Origin of the sequence: Bacillus sp. SIMBA_031 (assembly GCF_046535225.1) — a bacterium.
GTDB classification, from domain to species: Bacteria; Bacillota; Bacilli; order Bacillales; family Bacillaceae; genus Bacillus; species Bacillus velezensis.
Genome location: NZ_JAWRXC010000002.1, coordinates 443652 through 461468 on the forward strand (window position 1 = coordinate 443652; position 17817 = coordinate 461468).

The following is a 17817-nucleotide window of genomic DNA, read 5'->3' on the forward strand; positions in this document are numbered from 1 at the left end:
ACATTATAAGACGGGTTTTCTTAAGAAACAAACGTTCTTTTTTTGACTCATCATCATACTTGTCCGTTTCGCTCAATATGATAGAAAAGTGAGGTGGTGTATATATGGATCAGGAAGCCGGATTTATGGCGAATTTCATCAGCAGTTATTTTATCGCCCTCGGTGTGTTGCTCGGCGGCGCGCTGATCGGCGGCCTCGGGGCTTATTTATCAGGCGAGCCTCCGCTGACAGCGATCACAAAATTGGCGAACAGGCTGAAGATCTGGGCGCTTGTCGCGGCCATCGGGGGAACATTTGACGCGGTATACAGTTTCGAGCGGGGGCTGTTTGAAGGCAACACGCGCGACATCTTCAAACAGCTTCTTTTAATTATTTCAGCAATGGGCGGCGCGCAGACCGGCTGGCTGATTATTTCATGGCTGACCCAGGAGAATATGTCATCATGAGAATTCCCGAGTATTATAAAAAACCGGGATGGCAGCGTTTTTTTGCGGGAATGATGTGCGGAGCCATCGTCAGCTGGCTGTTCTTTCTGTTTACATACGGAACGTTTCAGGAAGAACAGGTGACGTTAATTGAAAAGCAGCGGGAGCACGCGCGGGATTTAAAAAACCAAATCTCCATCTATCAGAAGGATCTTCATAAATTAAATGAGGATAATAAGCAAAGACTTCTCATCCAAAGTGTTGATGTGAAGCTGATCAATGGGGAAAAATACAGAATCGCCCAGCCTGACAAGATGAAATTTGAGGAACAAGTGAAAGATAATATTTCTGAAGTCATCACAAAGGATATTGAAAGCGTGTATAAAACAAAGGAACTTTTAAAACGGACGATCGAAAACAAAATATACACCATAAATGAGAAGGAATTTAAGGCTGAAGTAAAGGAACTGACGATTTATACGAGATTGTCTGTCGAAATTCATATTTCTTTTGCGACGTAATTATGTCATTTTTAAAAAATTTCCATAGACCTGTCGCTTTTTTCTCCGCTTTTTTATAAACTGTAGATGAGACATTTTCAATGATTCTGAAGGGAGGAAGGGAAAATGGAGGTTTTTAGTGAACGCCGCTTGGCAAAAGATCATGCAGCCCGAATCAGACAAGGCTATTCCGCATATGCAGAAACAGACACACTCGCTTCCCTCATAAAAAAAGAACTCCAAATCTGTAATCTCCGCGTCTACGAAGACCTGACTGATTTCGGCTGCTGGTTCATCCCCGTGACAGATGAACACTAAGAAAGAGGGTCTCCCCTCTACTTGTGTTCGTTACATACCTCTTCCAGATCAGCAAGAATCTGATCGGTTTCATCCCAGCTGAAGATGGATGCGCCGGCCGCAAGCGGATGTCCGCCGCCATTGTATTTCCGGGCAATTCCGTTGATGACCGGACCTTTTGAACGGAACCGGACTCTGATTTGATCGTCTTCTTCTACGAAAAACACCCAAGCGCGGATACCCGAAATATTTCCGAGTGTTCCGACAAGCTGCGACGCTTCAGAAGCGGTGGTTCCATATGTCTCCAAAATGTCTTTTTTAATGAAAACGGAAGCGACGCCGTTTTCAGACAGTGACACATTTTGATAAATAAAGCCGTTAAGCTTCACCACATTTAATTTTGTTTCATACAATTGATTGAACAGCTCTGACGATGAAAATGGGAACTCAATGAGCTCTCCCGCGTATTTTAATGTCTTTTTTGTGGTGTTCGGGAATAAGAAACGCCCCGTATCACCGACGATACCCGCGTAGATCAGCTCAGCTGCTTTCGTATTCAATTTCCAGCCGTGCTGCTTTCCTTCCAGGTACAGCTCATAGATCATTTCGCTTACGGAGCTTGCATTCGTATCGACCCATAACAGATCGCCATACGGATCTTCATTTGGATGGTGGTCTATTTTCATGAGCTTTGCGCCGGAATGGTAGCGCTGATCGTCGACCCTGCCTTGGTTTGCGGTGTCGCACACGATGACAAGAGCATCTTTATAGGTTTCGTCATCCACCTCATCGAGGGAATATAAAAAAGACAAGGACGGCTCAGGCTGTCCGACGGCAAAAATATTTTTTTCGGGATACGTTTCCCGCAGGATTTCCGTAAGGCCGCACTGTGAACCGTAGGCGTCCGGGTCAGGCCTCACATGTCTATGTAAGATAATGGTGTCATATAATGATATGGTTCTGATCAGTTCGGATTTCATCGTTCTCTCCTTTTCGTTTTTATTCATTTAATCATACTCTTTATCCATGGAAAAGGAAAATCTTTCAGCAACGGTATAAACGGTTTTGCAAACTCATATAATGGAGGATTTCATTTATGCTGGTTTTTGTTTTTCTCATCGGGCTTTCTGCCTGCTTTTACGTGTATTACAAAGTAAAAGGAATCCAGACGAAACGGGCGCTGGAGAAGGAATGTTTTTCGGCTAAATCAAGTATGGCATTAGGCGCGCTGGTGCTTTTGTACGGAGTAAACCAAATGATTCTGTTTCACTCCGTCCTGACCCTGGTCATCGGCGGCGTCTTCATTTTAATCGGAGCAGGCAGCGCATGGGCCGGGTATAAAGCCTATAAGCATTATGAGCCCATCCATGCAAAGGAAGCGGAGAGGGACCACGCATAATGAATGCCAAGGGACCCGGGTGCGTCCCTTAACTTCTCTCCATCAGCTGCACCATGAGCATCGCTTTTGAAACGATGCCGCTTTGGCTTGACACTTCCACTTCCATTTTCCCGAATTTCCGGCCCGCCTCTAAAATGCGCGGTTTCACTTCAATGACCGACTCCATCTGTACGGGCTTCAGGAAGAAAATCGTAATGCTTTCAATGACCAGCTCGCCGCGTTTGCGGGAGCGTAAAAATCGGCTGGCGGCCTGGGTTAAAATCGTCGTAAACACCCCGTAAGAAATCGTGCCGAGCTGATTGGTCATTTGCGGCGTGACTTCATATTGATAAACGGCCGGCGTTTTGTCATCTTCCTCTTCTTTAAATCCCCTTGAAACAATATCATCCAGCTTTTCCCCGACCTGAGGCTGCTTTTGAACCATTTGAAGCGCTTTTAAGACATCCTGGCGGCTGATCATTCCGATCAATTTGTGATGCCCGTCTGTCACCGGAAGCACTTCAATTCCTTCCCAAACCATCATTTGAGCCGCTGAAGCGACAGATGTTTTCCCGATCACCGTGACAGGGTTTTTGGTCATTACTTTTTCAATCGGAACTGACCGGTCATGCCCCGCGATATCTTTCGATGTGAGGATTCCGTGGATTTTCATCTGCTGATCGATAACCGGGAAGCGGCCGTGTCCGGTTTCATAGTTTTTTTCGTACCATTTCTCCAGCTTATCCTTAGGGGACAGCGTCACTGTCCGATCTGCGGGCGTCAAAATGTCTTCCACGAGCACAATCTCTTTTTTTATGAGCTGATCATAGATCGCCCGGTTGATCATCGCGGCTACCGTAAAGGTATCGTAGCTCGTGGAGAGAATCGGAAGCTCAAGCATATCGGCCAGCTCGATAATGCTGTCGTCGGTATTAAACCCTCCTGTTACCAAAACAGCCGCGCCCGCTTCAAGCGCCTGGCGGTGGGCGTTGATTCGGTTCCCGACGATTAACAGGTTCCCCGCCGCCGTATAACGCATCATCGCGTCAAGCTCCATCGCGCCGATCACAAACTTATTCAACGTTTTATGCAGACCGGCTTTTCCGCCGAGCACCTGGCCGTCTATCACATTGACGACCTCGGCGTATGTCAGCTTTTCAATATTTTCTTTTTTCTTCTGTTCAATCCGGATGGTCCCCACACGTTCAATAGTGGAAACGAATCCTTTGTTTTCGGCTTCCTTAATTGCTCTGTAAGCCGTTCCTTCACTGACTTTCATTTCTTTCGCAATTCTTCTGACCGAAATTTTTTCACCGACAGGAAGCGAATCTATGTATGATAGGATTTGTTCATGCTTTGTTGCCAAGCGTTTCACCTCTAAGGACAGTCTTCTGCTTTTATTATAAGGGTACGGGGGATTCATTCGCAATGAGACGCCTGAAAAAAGGCGGCATCACAAAAAGACCTTCTGAATGCTTGATTCAGAAGGTCTTTGACACATATGTCAGGCAAGCTCAATGGTCTCGCCGGCCGCCATGACTTTGCCGACGCCTCCGGGCAGACTTTCGGCGAAAGCGTCAGGGTCCTGTTCAATGACAGGAAATGTATTGTAATGAACGGGAACGACCTGTTTCGCTCTCAGCCACTCAGCCGCGAGTTTCGCATCTTCAGGCCCCATGGTGAAGTTATCACCGATCGGCAGAAACGCCAGGTCAATGTGATTCAGTTCCCCGATCAGTTTCATATCTGAGAACAGCGCCGTGTCCCCGGCGTGGAAAATCGTTTTGCCGTCAATCGTCAATAAAATCCCGGCCGGCATCCCCGTGTACGTAATAGTTTTGTTTTCTTCATCAGTGACCGCCGATCCGTGGAATGCCTGTGTCAGTTTCACTTTGCCGAAATCAAATTGGCGCGCCCCGCCGATATGCATCGGGTGGACCTTTAAACCTTTAAAGCCGAGATAAACGGCCAGCTCGTTCGGCGCAATGACGAGCGCATCGTTTTGTTTGGCGATCTGCTCTGTATCTCCGACATGGTCATTGTGTCCGTGAGTAAGCAGGATGACATCCGCTTTCACTTCTTCCGGTTTCAAATTTGTCAGACTGTTTCCGGTCAGAAACGGATCAAAAATAATGTTATGGGTTTTCGTTTCCACTTGAATGACAGAATGTCCGTGATAAGTCACTTTCATTGTTTTCACCTCATAAAAAATTAATATTTATCAAGTTCCCTTTTTGACAAACGAAAAAACTTACAGGGATTGATGCCTGTTAATCACATTCAGCCCGCCTGTTGCTTCAATGACCGTTCCGGTTACAAGATCGGAATCTTCTTCACATAAAAAGGCGATGATTCTCGCAATATCCTCTCCGGTTCCGGACCTGCCGATCGGCGTCTTTTCTTTGCCGATTTTCCGTCTTGCTTCCTCTATAGACGCTTCTTTCATATCTCCTACAATATCACCCGGACAGACCATATTGGCCGTAATGCCTGATTCAGCTTCTTCAATCGCAATGGTTTTCGTTAACGAAGCCAATCCGACTTTAGCCGCTCCGAAAGCGGAACGGTGAAGCCAGCCGGGGGCATGGTCCGCTCCTTGAAAACCGTATGTAATAATCCGGCCGAACCGCTGCTGTCTCATGACCGGGATAACCGCTTTAAACAGATGGAAAACGGCGCTTAAATTCCCTTCAAGCATGTCATACCATTCGTCATCGGAATAATCGGCAAGCTTTTTGCGCTCAAATATGTACGGCCCGGCATTGTTAATCAGTATGTCAATCCTTCCAAACCGCTGAAGGGCTGCATCGGCGATCCGCATGAGATCTTCTTTCCGGGTTACATCGCCCTTAACGAATTGCAATCTGTCATGGCACCCGGGATAATCCGCCTTCAGACAGGCGACCGCTTCTTCGTCTTGTCTGTAATTCACTGTGACAGAAAAGCCTTTTTCCAAAAGCATTTCAGTCACTTTTCGGCCCAATCCCTTTGTACCGGCAGTGATTAGAGCATGTCGCACATTGAATACCCTCCCCAGGCAACGTTGCCGCTTCAATAAAATCAAGACGTTTCTCCCTCTACTTTACTATAAACAAACGGCAATATCACTTTTTTGCACTTCGTCCGCACGAAAAAAAAGCCGTCTTTACAGACAGCTTAATTTTCTGAAGGAGCAGAGGCTTCCTCCATGCCGACATAACCGCTTTCGTATGCCTCTGAAATGAGCCTGGCCGTTTCTTCACTTTCTTTTTCATCATAGATGTAACGGTCTTGTTCTTTGCGCATTCCTTCTACCTCCCATCTTTATAGATGTAGGGTGTCTGATATGACGGGAAAATATGAAGGAAATTTCAGCAAATTAAATGCCGGCGCAGGCTTTTGCTTTTACGAGCGCTTGTTCTACCTGCTGAAAACCCGTTCCGCCGGCGCTCATTCTTTTTTCAACCGCATGATGCGGATCGAGCACGGTATAGATGTCTTCTTCAAAGAGACTGCTGGCTTGAAGGAATTCTTCAAATGCCATATCACTTAAATAGATTCCTTTTTCAATGCAGCTGTACACAAGCTTGCCGACCACTTCATGCGCTTCTCTGAACGGCATGCCTTTTTTAGCTAAATAATCGGCAAGTTCCGTCGCGTTTGAAAAATCTTGTTTTGTCGCTTGTTTCATGATGTCTTTGTTTACTTTCATCGTTTCAATCATGCCCGTGAAAATCTGAAGGCTTCCTTCAACGGTTTTCACCGTGTCAAACATGCCTTCTTTATCTTCCTGCAGGTCTTTGTTGTAAGCGAGCGGGAGCCCTTTCATAATCGTGAAAAGCCCCATCATATCACCGTATACGCGTCCGGTTTTACCGCGGATCAGCTCCGCCATGTCGGGGTTTTTCTTCTGCGGCATCATGCTGCTTCCCGTCGCATACGTATCATCCAGTTCAATGAATCTGAATTCCTGCGAGCACCATAGAATGATTTCTTCTGATAAACGCGAAAGGTGCATCATCAGCATGCTGCTGCCGCTTAAAAACTCGAGAATAAAATCTCTGTCACTGACTCCGTCAAGACTGTTCTCATAAATGGAGTCAAAACCGAGCAGCTCCGCCGAATAGTTACGGTCTATCGGAAACGTGGTTCCGGCAAGCGCCCCGCATCCGAGCGGCGATATGTTAATCCGCTTCATAGCATCCCGAAAACGCTCTTTATCCCGTTCAAGCATCCAAAAATAAGCAAGCAGATGGTGGGCGAAAGAAATCGGCTGAGCCCGCTGTAAATGGGTGTACCCCGGCAGAATGGTCTCGACATTGGCCTCCGCTTTTTCGATCAGCGCTTTTTGGAACTGTTCAATCAGCACGATGATATGCGAGACATGATCTTTCAAATACAAATGCATGTCGGTCGCCACCTGGTCATTCCGGCTTCTGCCGGTATGCAGCTTGCCGCCTAGCGGTCCGATTTCTTCGATCAGCATTTTTTCAATATTCAAATGGATATCTTCATAATCAACAGAGAATTCAAGCGTCCCTTCCTCTGCTTTTTGCAGGAGGGTCTGCAGCCCCTGTCGGATGGCGCCTTCTTCTTCTTCCGTCAGAATGCCGCATTTTTTCAGCATTGCCGCATGAGCGAGAGACCCTGTAATATCCTCTTTGACTAAGTTTTGGTCGAATGTGATGGATGCGCCGAACTCATCGACCCACTTTTCCGGTGTTTTTTGAAAACGGCCTCCCCAAAGCTTCTTCATGCTTCAATCTGCTCCTTCTTTTTCACAATGCTGTTTACTTTTGTCGGCAGCCCCCAAAGCTCAATGAAACCGATTGCCGCGTGATGGTCAAAAGCATCGTCTTTTGTATATGTCGCAAGTTTTTCATCGTAGAGTGAATATTCCGACTTACGTCCTTCTACAATGGCATGGCCTTTAAACAGCTTGACGCGCACGACGCCGGTGACGTGTTTTTGAGTTTCTTTCAAGAATGCAAGCAGCGCGTCTTTTAACGGCGAGAACCATAAACCGTTATAGATGATTTCAGACAGTTTTTGTTCAATTGCCGGTTTGAAATGGGCCACTTCTTTCACTAAAGTCAGATCCTCAAGCTCTTTGTGAGCCGTAATCAAAGTCATCGCGCCCGGGCACTCATAAACTTCACGGGACTTAATGCCGACCAGGCGGTTTTCCACATGGTCAATCCGGCCGATGCCGTGTTTTCCGGCAGTCTCGTTCAGCTTGAGAATTAAATCAGCGAGCGGGTAGGTTACGCCGTCGATTGAAACCGGAACACCGGCTTCAAATGCGATTTCGATGATTTCCGGAACGTCCGGCGTGTTTTCAAGAGATGCTGTCAGGTCATATGCCCCTTCAGGCGGCGCCGCCCACGGGTCTTCTAATATACCGCATTCATTGGCGCGTCCCCATAGGTTCTGATCGATGGAATACGGGCTGTCAAGATTGATCGGAATCGGAATGCCCCGGCTTGCGGCATATTCAATTTCTTCTTCACGCGACCATTGCCACTCACGGACCGGAGCAATGACCTCCAGATCAGGATTTAATGATTTGATGGATACTTCGAAACGAACCTGATCGTTTCCTTTTCCCGTGCAGCCGTGCGCTACGGCCACCGCGTTTTCCTTTTCCGCGACTTCAACGAGTTTTTTCGCGATTAACGGACGGGATAATGCAGATACGAGCGGATACTTGCCTTCATACATTGTATGGGCCTGCATAGAAATAAGCGCGTACTCCCGGGCGAATTCTTCTTTCGCATCAATCACATAGGAATTTACGGCGCCTACTTCCAGCGCTTTTTGCTGAACGAATGCCAAATCCTTTCCTTCCCCTACATCTAAGCAGCAGGCAACAACATCGTATCCCTGTTCTTGCAGCCATTTTATCGCTACAGAAGTATCAAGACCTCCTGAGTATGCCAATACAACCTTTTTTTGTTCTGCCATGTTAAAAGCTCCCTTTTGTATAAAAATTAGTTTTAATTAATAAAAATGCATTTTGTATGTATACACTGTAACAAGTAAATTCTGTTTTTTCAAGCCTTTTATAAAAAAAACCCCACCCAATTTTTTGAGCGGAGCAGAGCCTTTTTATACATTTATAAATCTTTTCGGAGTTCCCGGAGCACATGAGGCAGTTCAGGAATAATCAGTTTACTCATCGCAAGCTTTACGGCGCCTGAGGAGCCGGGCGTGCAGAAGACTGCGGTATTTTGGATCACACCCGCTGCCGCTCTGGACAAAATGGCGGCGGAACCGATGTCCTCCGTATAGCTCAGCATGCGGAACAGCTCGCCGAATCCCGGAAGTTCTTTTGAAAACAGCGGCGTGACCGCTTCAATTGTGACATCCCTTTCGGCAATGCCCGTCCCTCCGTTTAACAGCACCGCATCTGTATATTCATCCATACAGCCGGATAAAACGGCTTTCTGCAATTCATCTTTTTCATCTTTAACAATGTCATAAGCGACCGTTTCAAATCCCGCTTCCCTGAGGAAGTCCATCATGACGCGCCCGCTTTTGTCGGTTTCTTTCGTTCTCGTGTCGCTGACTGTGATCACCTTGCAGCGCACGGCTGACGGGGCTTCTTGTTTATGTTCATGCACACTCATTGCTTCACCTCATCGTTTATGTATTAAACATATCGTAACGTTTGATTCTGGGGCATTCAATAAAAAAGCACACCCTAAAGGATGTGCTTTTTTCGATCATTACTGTGCAAGGCGGACAACGTCGCGTGCGATCATGACCTCTTCGTCAGTCGGAATGATCATGACTTTGACAGGAGAGTGAGGGTAGCTGATAAACGCTTCCTCGCCGCGCACGTTGTTCAGCGCAGGATCCCAATATACACCCATGAATTCTAAGCCGCGAAGCACGCGTTCTCTGACTTCGACGCTGTTTTCACCGATACCCGCAGTGAAAATAATCGCGTCAACGCCGCTCATTCTCGCAGCGTAAGAACCGATGTATTTATGGATTCTGCTTGCGAACACTTCAAGAGCCGTTTCCGCTCTTTCGTTTCCTTCTTTTGAAGCTTCCACGATATCGCGGAGGTCGCTGGAGAAACCGGATACGCCAAGCAGTCCGCTCTTTTTATTTAACGTATTTAATACTTCATCTGCCGTCTGATCCGTTTTTTCCATAATGTACGGAATCAATGCAGGGTCGATGTTTCCTGAACGTGTTCCCATCGCAACACCCGCAAGCGGTGTGAAGCCCATTGACGTATCAATGGATTTTCCGCCTTCTACGGCCGCGATACTTGCGCCGTTACCGAGGTGGCAGGAAATCAGACGCAAGTCTTCAATCGGACGGCCGAGAAGCTCAGCTGCGCGCTGTGTCACGTATTTATGAGATGTGCCGTGGAAACCGTATTTGCGGATGCCGTATTTCTCGTAGTATTCGTACGGAAGGCTGTACAGGTAAGATTGCTCAGGCATCGTTTGGTGGAACGCCGTATCAAACACTGCAACCGCAGGCACATCCGGAAGCACTTCTTTAAAGGCTTTAATGCCGACGATGTTAGCCGGGTTATGAAGCGGCGCAAGTTCTGAAATCTCTTCAATCTCACGGATTGTTTCATCCGTAAGCAAAACAGAATCGCTGAATTTTTCTCCGCCGTGAACCACACGGTGGCCGATTCCGTCAATTTCATTTAAATCCTTTATAATACCGAATTCAGTCAGCTTGTGAAGCAGCATCTTCACCGCAACCGCATGATCCGGAATATCTGTCACTTCTGTATTTTTTTCGCCGTTAACAGAGATTGTGAAAACGCTGTCGGCGATACCGATCCGTTCTACTAAACCTTTTGTTAGCACCTTTTCTGAAGGCATTTCGAATAACTGAAATTTTAAAGATGAGCTTCCTGCGTTAATTGCAATAATTTTAGACATAAATGACGCTCCTATCAAAATTCTTCTTCGTTTGTTCGTTCTTTTTTCCCAGACCATAACTGCAGTCCAAAAAATATCTGACTTTTCCATTTAAACATTGTCAACTCAGCATTTCAAGTCAACATCCATATTGGTACCGCTTACAATATGAAGTCGATATTTTCTGATAAATTTTATTTGTGCCAAATGGACGGCACGGCCTTACGGAATGTTATTTTCTTTCCTTAATTTGTGTTATCGTCCTGATTTCCATTCATTTTAAAAAGCAAAAGCAGCGCGGGATTTTGCATCTCGCACTGCTTTTTCGCCATTATTTTTCTGTTTGAATCCATTGATCCAATTTTGCCATCATCTCCCGCATCGCCTGCTGGTTCGCAAAAGAAGGAAGATTCGCCAAAAGCGCTTGTTTCGGCGGCTTTGCGTCTTCGCCTTTTTTCTGCAAGATTAAAATGCTCTTTGCCTGCGCTTCGTCTTTAAACATAGTAGCCGGCAGCTGAAGAAGGGCGTTGATATACACTTTTTCCGCAAAAAACCGCTTCAGTTTATCGCTTTGCGCGCTGTCAAACAGATGGTTCGGAATCATAAAAAATAAGTATCCGCCCGGTTTTGTATGTTTGACGCTCTGCTCAATAAATAAGTGGTGAGCAAAAGAGTGGCCTTCATCCGCTTTCAGCTCAAACGCTTCAGCGCCTTCGTCATTCGGATAGTAGCCGACCGGCAAATCGCAGATGACCGCATCGGCCGGTTCGATAAATAACGGCTGAAGACTGTCCTGGCAGAACAGCTCCATTTCTTTTTCCTGCAGATTCGCCTGAGCATAAGCGATCTTCAGAAGGACATCGTCGATTTCAATGCCGAAGCTTTTTCCCGCTTTGTCAGAAAGCTGGTTTGCCGCGGTCAGCAGAAGATTTCCGGTGCCGCAGGCGGGGTCCAGCAATGTCAGGCCTTTTCGGCCGCCCGTAAATTTATTCACGAGGTAACTGATGAAAAGGCCGATCGTATCAGGCGTCATCTGTCTGTTCGGATGGGACTTATCTTTGAGCCCTTTTAAAATGGCGAGCTGGAACGCCTTGCGGATCCATTCATGCTCCCATTTTCTGAAGTCTGCTTTCGCAAGCAGGCTGTTAAGCTCGCCGGTTTGCTTTTCCTGAAGCGGAAGCTGGTCGGCCTTTTCGAGAAAATACATCTCTCCCGCTTCCGCAAGCCCCTCAATATAAGAAATCTGAAGGCCTTCTGCTATCACTTGGGCGGCTTCATCTAAAAGTTCATAAATCTGACCGACATGGTCGTGTTGCATGCTGTTTCCTCCTTGCCATGAAAAGAGCTCCGCGGCAGCACCCGGAGCTCTTTTTCTCTCTTTACTTGATTAACGCTTTTGCAGCTTCGATAGGCTTTTCATAATTCGGGTGGTTTGTCGCTTCGCTTACGTATTCCGCGTAAACGACTTTTCCGTCCTGATCAAGGACGAATACGGAACGCGCCAAAAGACGAAGTTCTTTGATGTGAACACCGAATGCTTCACCAAATGACATCTCTTTATGATCCGATAATGTTTCAACTTTATCAATTCCGTTCGCTCCGCACCAGCGCGCTTGTGCAAACGGAAGGTCGGCGCTGATTGTATAAACGTTCACATCACCGAGTTTTGCGGCTTCTTCGTTGAAGCGGCGTGTCTGCGCGTCACATACGCCTGTGTCGATGGAAGGAATAACGGATATGATCGTTACTTTCCCTTTCATATCTGCTAATGTCTTCTCTTCTAATCCGTTTGTCAAAACCGTGAAGTCAGGAGCTTGGTCACCCGGTTTCACTTCTTGTCCGATCAGCGTCACGGCTCCGCCTTTAAATGTAATTTCAGCCATTCTGATTCCTCCCTTTATCTATGTATAGCTCTATCATAGTCGAGTTTTATGCAAACTGCAAAGGTTATGCCGCATCGTAAAAAAAGCTAACTGCGGGCGGCAGTTAACTTTTCTGTTATAAATCGATATCCGTTCTTTTTTGGTTCCGGCCTTTTTCATTCTTTTTAAACATATGCTGGATGCGTTCAATCGTTTGAGGCGCGGAGTCTAACAGTTTATCAATCAGATGGGTGTTTTCGTCTAAATGAAGCATACGCACCCCGTTTGTTCCGACAATCAGAAACGCAATCGGCGTAATGGATACTCCGCCGCCGCTTCCGCCGCCGAACGGGAGCTTCTGCTCTTTTCTTTCATCATCATCGGTTCTTTTTTCAGCCGGCTTTCCTCCAAACTCGCTTCCGCCCGCCGCAAATCCGAATCCGACCTTTGAAACCGTTAAGATTACGCTGCCGTCAGGCGTTTCAACAGGATCGCCGATGATTGTATTCACGTCAATCATTTCTTTTAAATTTTCCATAGCGGTTTTCATTAAACCTTGAATGGGATGGTCTGCCATATGCGCTCCTCCTTAAACTGATGAATCATTCTTTGAAGCAACCGGAACCGGCTGTTTCTTTCGTATGATAGAAAGTCCGTTCCGCCCGTATTTGAGCAATTTGAAAGCTGCACCTATAAGATGTCCAAAACGAAAAAAGAATATACACTGCAAATGCGTCTTGGATGCAGGCACTTGAAAAGACGGAATGACTTCGCACACCGGTTTATGTATGAAACGCAGATGATCATACAGCATCGCCGTAAGGCCTCCCTTTACGGCCCACAATCCGCCGGCGGCGATTCCCGTAACGGCGGCGTCCTTTATTCCGATAACCGTCACCCATTCGAACTTCGTAACACGGACTCCCGCAAGAAATGAGGCGCCGATTTGGCGCATCTGAAAGACTTGGTGCAGAATCATTTCTATTCTGTGAATGCTCTGTTTGACATCTTCATATGTGATTTTTTTCTTCTCTTTTTTCTGACCTTTCATTTCTGATTTCGTGTCCTGTTTGACATCAATTGACGCGTCTTCGCTGTTTACTTTAATGACGGGCAGCGTTTTTTTAAAACGGACCAGCCCGTATAAGGCCGAGAGTTTAAACGTCAGTTTGTCGTTATCTTTATCGTGAAGATATTCGAAAGTCAGGTGGATTTTCATCCTCATGAGCAGCCAGAACAAAATGAGAATGAGAATAACAGCTGCTGCGGCATATCCCATAAGCTTCACTTCCTTAGCAGCATTATCGCCAAAACCAAAAAAAATAAACCCGGACGTTTATTCCGGGTTTACTGCTTTTATTTTCGGTACAGCGCTTCGTGAATCACCGTTGTGTCGGCGATCAGATCATGAATGCCCTGCTTTTTGGGCGTAAACGCAATGACGATATAGAGAATCCAGATTTTATCGATATAACGCCCCACCGCTTCTCTGAAAATGACGGTGCTCCAAGTCAGCGGCTTTCCGGGCGTCAAAGAAGTGACCTTTAACCCGAAGACCATCTTGCCGAGTGTCTGATGAAACCATTTCGTCATGAACACAAAATAGGCGAGGTAGACGATCAGGGTTGTGACGGAATAAGCTGAGATTGTAAACATTCCGCTTGTTGCCGGGAGCTTCATCAGCGTGAATATCGGTGAAACGATGAGATGGTTTAGCCCCCAGACCACCAGCCAATCGAGAAGAAACGCCCAAAACCTGATCCAAAAGCCCGCATATGCCTGCTCGGGCGCCCTCTGTTGTTCGGCTTCCTCTTCTTTGCCGTGAAAGCCTTCGTAAGTCGCGTCCATTCTTTCTTCCCCCCTACTTTGCATAGAGATACATCATCCGCGGCGAACCGGATTGCGAAATGAGTTCTTTCATATTCAGAAAATCAATTTCGCTTTTAAACATTTTCGCTGCGCTCATGGAAAAGAGCGAGCCTAATCCGAATCCTTCCTCGTATGTGATGACTGAAGCGTTTTTCATATTTTTATGGTCCTTTTTCATCGCGCTGATCGTATCATCGTAAAAACCGAGCTCATCAACGAGGCCGATTTTTTTCGCTTGTCTGCCGTCGTAGACACGGCCGTCGGCAATTTTTTTCACATCGGATTTTGACATGTGCCGGCCTTTTGAAATGACATTGACAAATCCTTCATAAGAATCGTTGACCATTGTCTGCATGATCTTTCTTTCTTCCTTCGTCATGTCGCGGGTCGGGGACATGATGTCTTTATGCGCGCCGCTTTTAATGGTTTCAAACTTGATGCCGAGCTCATCGGCGAGCTTGGAATAATTGACGCTTTCCATGATGACGCCCAGTGAACCCGTGAGCGTTTCCGGCGAAGCATAGATTTTATCGGCGGCCGTTGAAATATAGTAGCCTCCCGATGCCGCCATGGAACCCATGGATACATAAATCGGTTTCTTCGTTTCTTTCTTTAGTTCTTCCAGTTTTTTATGTATTTCCGCGCTTTCGTATACGCCTCCGCCAGGTGAATTGATTTTCAGCACAATTCCTTTGACGCTTTTATCTTCTTTTGCACGCTCAACCTGTTTTAAAAATGATCTGTGATCATACCCGCCTGAGCTGAGCAGGCCAGCGGACCCGCCGTTATCCTCAATCGTGCCGTCCACTTCAAGCACGGCGATTTTACTGCCGGGGCTGCCCTTATCCAGCGTCACTTCCTCTGTGTCATCTGTCAGTGATGCAAAGTCAGACCCTGTATCTCCGATATTCTTCAGCACCCCGACGGTCACACTTGCAATGACTGATACGCCGAAAATGCCGAGCGCGATGACGAGCGCAATCCATCTTTTTGCATTCATTTGTTCTCCTCCTTTTCTGTCAATATTCGTACGTTCCCCCGTAAAAAAAGATTCATTTTTTTCATGAAGCGCTTTCCCTTAACGGATAAACAGGAAACATGTTACACTATTGCCACAGGTATTTTAACACAATACCTGCTGGGAGAAAAACGTAAATATGACAGCAAAGGGGAATGGGGATATGACCGATCTTCGCCGCAATGTTTATTTTTTCCACAAACAAAACAACGAAACAAAAGAACAAGTCAGCTCTTTGAAGCAGCTTGCTGAATCGCACGGTTTTACAGTTGCGGCTCAACCGGAGGATGCCGGAATTATCGCCAGCATCGGCAGCGACGGCTCATTTCTGCAAGCCGTCAGAAAAACCGGATTCCGTGATGACTGCCTGTATGTCGGCATCGCTAAAAAAGGGAAAGCCCATTTGTACTGTGATTTTCACAGCGATGAGCCTGAAAAAATGGCGGCCAGCATGACCGCGGAACAGCTTGAGGTCAGAAAATACCCGCTCATTCACGTCACGGTGGACGGCAGCAATCATTTTCACTGTTTAAACGAGGTTTCCATCCGTTCAAGCATTATTAAAACGTTTGTGATGGATGTGTTAATTGATGATCTTCATTTTGAGACGTTCAGAGGAGACGGGATGATCATTTCCACCCCGACGGGCAGCACCGCCTACAATAAATCTGTTTCAGGCGCCGTTGTTGATCCTTTGATTTCCTGCATGCAGGTATCCGAACTGGCGTCGTTGAACAACAACACATACCGTACACTCGGATCTTCGTTTATTTTAAGCTCAGACCGGAAGCTGACACTGCAGGTGGTGCAGGACGGCAATGAGCATCCGATTATCGGGCTTGATAATGAAGCGCTCAGCACGCGGAATGTCAAAAAGGTTGAGATTACACTATCCGATAAAAAAATCAAAACGGTGAAACTGAAAGACAACTCTTTCTGGGAAAAAGTAAAACGATCATTTTTATCATAAAAAAAGAGGACGGGCATCACTGCCTGTCCTCTTTTTCATATACGATACGGCCGCCGACGACGGTTTTGACAGCTTCCAATTCATGAAGCTTTTTCGGGTCCGTTCTGAACGGATCACCGCTGAGTACGGTAAAGTCGGCATCATAGCCGGGGGCGATCCGTCCGCGGCTATGTTCTTTATGGATGATGGCCGCGCTTCCCTCCGTGTAAAGCTGAATGGCTTCGTACACGGTCAGGCACTCTTTTTCATAATAGGCCGGCCCTTCCGGGTGCTGCTTGCTCGTACGGAGCACAGCCGATTGAATGCCCAGAAGCGGATCGGCCGGTTCTATCGGGGCATCTGAACCTCCGGCGCACAGCAGCCCTTTTGACAGCAGTGTTTTCCAGGCGAAAGCCGTTTTCATCCGCTCTTCTCCGAGCCTGTCAATCACCCACGGAAAATCACTGGCCACAAAATGCGGCTGAAGATCAAGTCCGATCGGCAGCCGGGCGGCTCTTTCAATCAATCCGTCATCTAATACTTGCGCATGAATGAGCCTGTCTAGCTGTCCGGGCTTTGCCGGGTATCTTTCGATAACATCCAGCACCTTTTCAAATGCAAGGTCGCCAATCGCGTGCACGGCGATCTCCATCCCTTTCTCTCTCGCTTTATAAACAAGAGCGGCAAGGGTTTCGTCATCATGCACCTGAACGCCGGAAACTGACGGATCATCGTGATAAGGCTTTTTCAATAGAGCGGTTCTGCCGCCGAGCGCGCCGTCTGCGAAGATTTTCATCGCTCCGTATTCCAGATAAGGTCCGGTCGTTTTGTCCAGAGCGCTCCAGCTGTCGACGGCTTCGTGATGAACGAGCAGATGGGCGCGAAAAGGATAAAGGCCGCTGCCGGTTAATGACTCGTACGCGGCAACGGGAACGGACGCGTCTCCGTAGTATGCCAGATCTTCTGAATGCCCGCCGGTCAGGCCTTTTGACCAGCAGTCCGTAATCGCCGTTTGAAGCGCGCGTTTGACATAGTGAAGTAGACGGGCGGCAGGGCCTGTGTCACAAGCTCTTGGGCTTTATCCAGCAGGAGGCCTGTCGGACCGGTTCCGTCCCGGACGATAATCCCGCCGTTTGGATCAGGTGTTTCGGTTGTAATTCCCGCCGCGCGCAATGCGGCCGAATTAACCGCCGCGGCGTGCCGGCATACCCGCTTCAGCAGGACGGGGCGGTCGGGAAAGAGCGGGTCAAGGTCATGCTTCGTGACGTAAACCGGCCGTTCAAACAGATTTTCATCCCAGCCTTCGCCGATCAGCCATTCGCCATCTTCCAATTCACGCTCTGCTTCTTTTGCGGCCCGCAATATCGCTTCTTTTGACGTCAGCTGCGACAAATCGAGGCGAAGCTGTTTTTCCCCGTGTCCGATTAAATGCATATGACTGTCCGTAAATCCCGGGAACATGACAGCTCCATGTAAATCGATTTCCTCTGTATCAGGCGAACCGTATGTTCCTTGGAGCTCCCGGAAGCTGCCCGTCTGCCTGACGACGCCTTCTTCGGTATAAACGGCTTTAGTGACATGATTCTTGTCCAGCATTGTATAGATGGTGCCGCCGTGCCAAATCGCTTTCATCCCCGCTCACCCT

20 protein-coding genes and 1 pseudogene are annotated in these 17817 nt (G+C 47.3%); 5 read left to right on the forward strand and 16 right to left on the reverse strand.

The window, feature by feature from the left end; all coding sequences use genetic code 11:
- Window positions 1-104: 104 nt before the first annotated feature.
- The 3 genes from ytrH to SB724_RS09075 all read left to right on the forward strand — a co-directional run bounded on the left by ytrH (window position 105) and on the right by SB724_RS09075 (window position 1243).
- The gene (gene ytrH, locus SB724_RS09065) at window positions 105-446 is read left to right on the forward strand and encodes a sporulation membrane protein YtrH (RefSeq protein ID WP_003152438.1); all 342 of its coding nucleotides are present in this window, start codon (window positions 105-107) and stop codon (window positions 444-446) included.
- Window positions 443-946 carry a sporulation membrane protein YtrI gene (gene ytrI, locus SB724_RS09070; RefSeq protein WP_007408062.1) on the forward strand — a complete coding sequence of 168 codons (504 nt, stop codon included), beginning with the start codon at window positions 443-445 and terminating at the stop codon, window positions 944-946. The genes ytrH and ytrI overlap by 4 nt, the downstream gene beginning before the upstream one ends.
- A 105-nt stretch (window positions 947-1051) precedes the next feature.
- Entirely contained in the window at window positions 1052-1243 is a 192-nt protein-coding gene (locus SB724_RS09075) for a YtzJ family protein (RefSeq protein ID WP_007408061.1), read from the forward strand.
- A gap of 17 nt (window positions 1244-1260) precedes the next feature.
- On the opposite strand, the gene SB724_RS09080 is transcribed toward SB724_RS09075, so the two are convergent.
- Entirely contained in the window at window positions 1261-2202 is a 942-nt protein-coding gene (locus tag SB724_RS09080) for a DHH family phosphoesterase (protein ID WP_003152435.1), read from the reverse strand.
- 116 nt (window positions 2203-2318) lie between these two features.
- On the opposite strand from SB724_RS09080, the gene SB724_RS09085 reads away from it, so the two are divergent.
- On the forward strand, window positions 2319-2621 hold the full coding sequence (locus SB724_RS09085; RefSeq protein WP_003152434.1) for a YtpI family protein: 303 nt from the start codon (window positions 2319-2321) through the stop codon (window positions 2619-2621).
- A 28-nt stretch (window positions 2622-2649) separates the two neighbouring features.
- Here SB724_RS09085 and SB724_RS09090 read toward each other — a convergent pair whose 3' ends face one another.
- The 14 genes from SB724_RS09090 to sppA form a co-directional block, all read right to left on the reverse strand.
- Window positions 2650-3966, reverse strand: coding sequence for a CBS domain-containing protein (locus tag SB724_RS09090; protein ID WP_007408058.1), 1317 nt, complete (start codon window positions 3964-3966; stop codon window positions 2650-2652).
- 138 nt (window positions 3967-4104) lie between these two features.
- Window positions 4105-4791 (reverse strand): metal-dependent hydrolase, encoded by a 687-nt coding sequence (locus SB724_RS09095; RefSeq protein ID WP_007613083.1) that lies wholly within the window; start codon window positions 4789-4791, stop codon window positions 4105-4107.
- Between the two features lie 60 nt (window positions 4792-4851).
- Window positions 4852-5619, reverse strand: coding sequence for an SDR family oxidoreductase (locus tag SB724_RS09100; protein WP_017418355.1), 768 nt, complete (start codon window positions 5617-5619; stop codon window positions 4852-4854).
- 137 nt (window positions 5620-5756) lie between these two features.
- Window positions 5757-5885 (reverse strand): hypothetical protein, encoded by a 129-nt coding sequence (locus SB724_RS09105; protein WP_007408056.1) that lies wholly within the window; start codon window positions 5883-5885, stop codon window positions 5757-5759.
- Window positions 5886-5958: 73 nt separating this feature from the next.
- On the reverse strand, window positions 5959-7335 hold the full coding sequence (gene argH, locus SB724_RS09110) for an argininosuccinate lyase (RefSeq protein WP_003152429.1): 1377 nt from the start codon (window positions 7333-7335) through the stop codon (window positions 5959-5961).
- On the reverse strand, window positions 7332-8543 hold the full coding sequence (locus SB724_RS09115; RefSeq protein WP_003152428.1) for an argininosuccinate synthase: 1212 nt from the start codon (window positions 8541-8543) through the stop codon (window positions 7332-7334). Before SB724_RS09115 ends, argH begins: the two co-directional genes overlap by 4 nt.
- 152 nt (window positions 8544-8695) lie before the next feature.
- A complete protein-coding gene (locus tag SB724_RS09120; protein ID WP_265971109.1) occupies window positions 8696-9208 on the reverse strand; it encodes a MogA/MoaB family molybdenum cofactor biosynthesis protein in 513 nt (170 codons plus the stop codon).
- A 99-nt stretch (window positions 9209-9307) separates the two neighbouring features.
- Complete coding sequence (locus SB724_RS09125; protein ID WP_029326031.1) at window positions 9308-10495, reverse strand: acetate kinase; 1188 nt, start codon at window positions 10493-10495, stop codon at window positions 9308-9310.
- Between the two features lie 310 nt (window positions 10496-10805).
- Window positions 10806-11792 carry a class I SAM-dependent methyltransferase gene (locus SB724_RS09130; RefSeq protein ID WP_130570710.1) on the reverse strand — a complete coding sequence of 329 codons (987 nt, stop codon included), beginning with the start codon at window positions 11790-11792 and terminating at the stop codon, window positions 10806-10808.
- A gap of 61 nt (window positions 11793-11853) precedes the next feature.
- Window positions 11854-12357, reverse strand: a complete 504-nt coding sequence (gene tpx / locus SB724_RS09135) for a thiol peroxidase (RefSeq protein WP_007613091.1) — start codon at window positions 12355-12357, stop codon at window positions 11854-11856.
- A gap of 115 nt (window positions 12358-12472) precedes the next feature.
- On the reverse strand, window positions 12473-12913 hold the full coding sequence (gene ytfJ, locus SB724_RS09140; protein ID WP_003152423.1) for a GerW family sporulation protein: 441 nt from the start codon (window positions 12911-12913) through the stop codon (window positions 12473-12475).
- A gap of 12 nt (window positions 12914-12925) precedes the next feature.
- Window positions 12926-13615, reverse strand: coding sequence for a DUF2953 domain-containing protein (locus tag SB724_RS09145; RefSeq protein ID WP_025649721.1), 690 nt, complete (start codon window positions 13613-13615; stop codon window positions 12926-12928).
- Window positions 13616-13692: 77 nt separating this feature from the next.
- Window positions 13693-14184 (reverse strand): RDD family protein, encoded by a 492-nt coding sequence (locus SB724_RS09150; protein WP_007408048.1) that lies wholly within the window; start codon window positions 14182-14184, stop codon window positions 13693-13695.
- A gap of 13 nt (window positions 14185-14197) precedes the next feature.
- Complete coding sequence (gene sppA, locus SB724_RS09155; RefSeq protein WP_007613097.1) at window positions 14198-15205, reverse strand: signal peptide peptidase SppA; 1008 nt, start codon at window positions 15203-15205, stop codon at window positions 14198-14200.
- A 181-nt stretch (window positions 15206-15386) separates the two neighbouring features.
- On the opposite strand from sppA, the gene SB724_RS09160 reads away from it, so the two are divergent.
- The gene (locus SB724_RS09160; protein ID WP_015240378.1) at window positions 15387-16193 is read left to right on the forward strand and encodes an NAD kinase; all 807 of its coding nucleotides are present in this window, start codon (window positions 15387-15389) and stop codon (window positions 16191-16193) included.
- A gap of 16 nt (window positions 16194-16209) precedes the next feature.
- Here SB724_RS09160 and SB724_RS09165 read toward each other — a convergent pair.
- Window positions 16210-17804, reverse strand: a pseudogene (locus SB724_RS09165) (amidohydrolase).
- Window positions 17805-17817: the final 13 nt, after the last annotated feature.

What these genes read in the sequence shown, in the direction of transcription:
- ytrH (WP_003152438.1), top strand. Translation starts at nt 105, where the DNA reads ATGGATCAGGAAGCCGGATTTATGGCGAATTTCATCAGCAGTTATTTT.
- ytrI (WP_007408062.1), top strand. Translation starts at nt 443, where the DNA reads ATGAGAATTCCCGAGTATTATAAAAAACCGGGATGGCAGCGTTTTTTT.
- SB724_RS09075 (WP_007408061.1), top strand. Translation starts at nt 1,052, where the DNA reads ATGGAGGTTTTTAGTGAACGCCGCTTGGCAAAAGATCATGCAGCCCGA.
- SB724_RS09080 (WP_003152435.1), bottom strand. Translation starts at nt 2,202, where the DNA reads ATGAAATCCGAACTGATCAGAACCATATCATTATATGACACCATTATC.
- SB724_RS09085 (WP_003152434.1), top strand. Translation starts at nt 2,319, where the DNA reads ATGCTGGTTTTTGTTTTTCTCATCGGGCTTTCTGCCTGCTTTTACGTG.
- SB724_RS09095 (WP_007613083.1), bottom strand. Translation starts at nt 4,791, where the DNA reads ATGAAAGTGACTTATCACGGACATTCTGTCATTCAAGTGGAAACGAAA.
- SB724_RS09105 (WP_007408056.1), bottom strand. Translation starts at nt 5,885, where the DNA reads ATGCGCAAAGAACAAGACCGTTACATCTATGATGAAAAAGAAAGTGAA.
- argH (WP_003152429.1), bottom strand. Translation starts at nt 7,335, where the DNA reads ATGAAGAAGCTTTGGGGAGGCCGTTTTCAAAAAACACCGGAAAAGTGG.
- SB724_RS09115 (WP_003152428.1), bottom strand. Translation starts at nt 8,543, where the DNA reads ATGGCAGAACAAAAAAAGGTTGTATTGGCATACTCAGGAGGTCTTGAT.
- SB724_RS09120 (WP_265971109.1), bottom strand. Translation starts at nt 9,208, where the DNA reads ATGAGTGTGCATGAACATAAACAAGAAGCCCCGTCAGCCGTGCGCTGC.
- SB724_RS09125 (WP_029326031.1), bottom strand. Translation starts at nt 10,495, where the DNA reads ATGTCTAAAATTATTGCAATTAACGCAGGAAGCTCATCTTTAAAATTT.
- SB724_RS09130 (WP_130570710.1), bottom strand. Translation starts at nt 11,792, where the DNA reads ATGCAACACGACCATGTCGGTCAGATTTATGAACTTTTAGATGAAGCC.
- tpx (WP_007613091.1), bottom strand. Translation starts at nt 12,357, where the DNA reads ATGGCTGAAATTACATTTAAAGGCGGAGCCGTGACGCTGATCGGACAA.
- ytfJ (WP_003152423.1), bottom strand. Translation starts at nt 12,913, where the DNA reads ATGGCAGACCATCCCATTCAAGGTTTAATGAAAACCGCTATGGAAAAT.
- SB724_RS09145 (WP_025649721.1), bottom strand. Translation starts at nt 13,615, where the DNA reads ATGGGATATGCCGCAGCAGCTGTTATTCTCATTCTCATTTTGTTCTGG.
- SB724_RS09150 (WP_007408048.1), bottom strand. Translation starts at nt 14,184, where the DNA reads ATGGACGCGACTTACGAAGGCTTTCACGGCAAAGAAGAGGAAGCCGAA.
- sppA (WP_007613097.1), bottom strand. Translation starts at nt 15,205, where the DNA reads ATGAATGCAAAAAGATGGATTGCGCTCGTCATCGCGCTCGGCATTTTC.
- SB724_RS09160 (WP_015240378.1), top strand. Translation starts at nt 15,387, where the DNA reads ATGACCGATCTTCGCCGCAATGTTTATTTTTTCCACAAACAAAACAAC.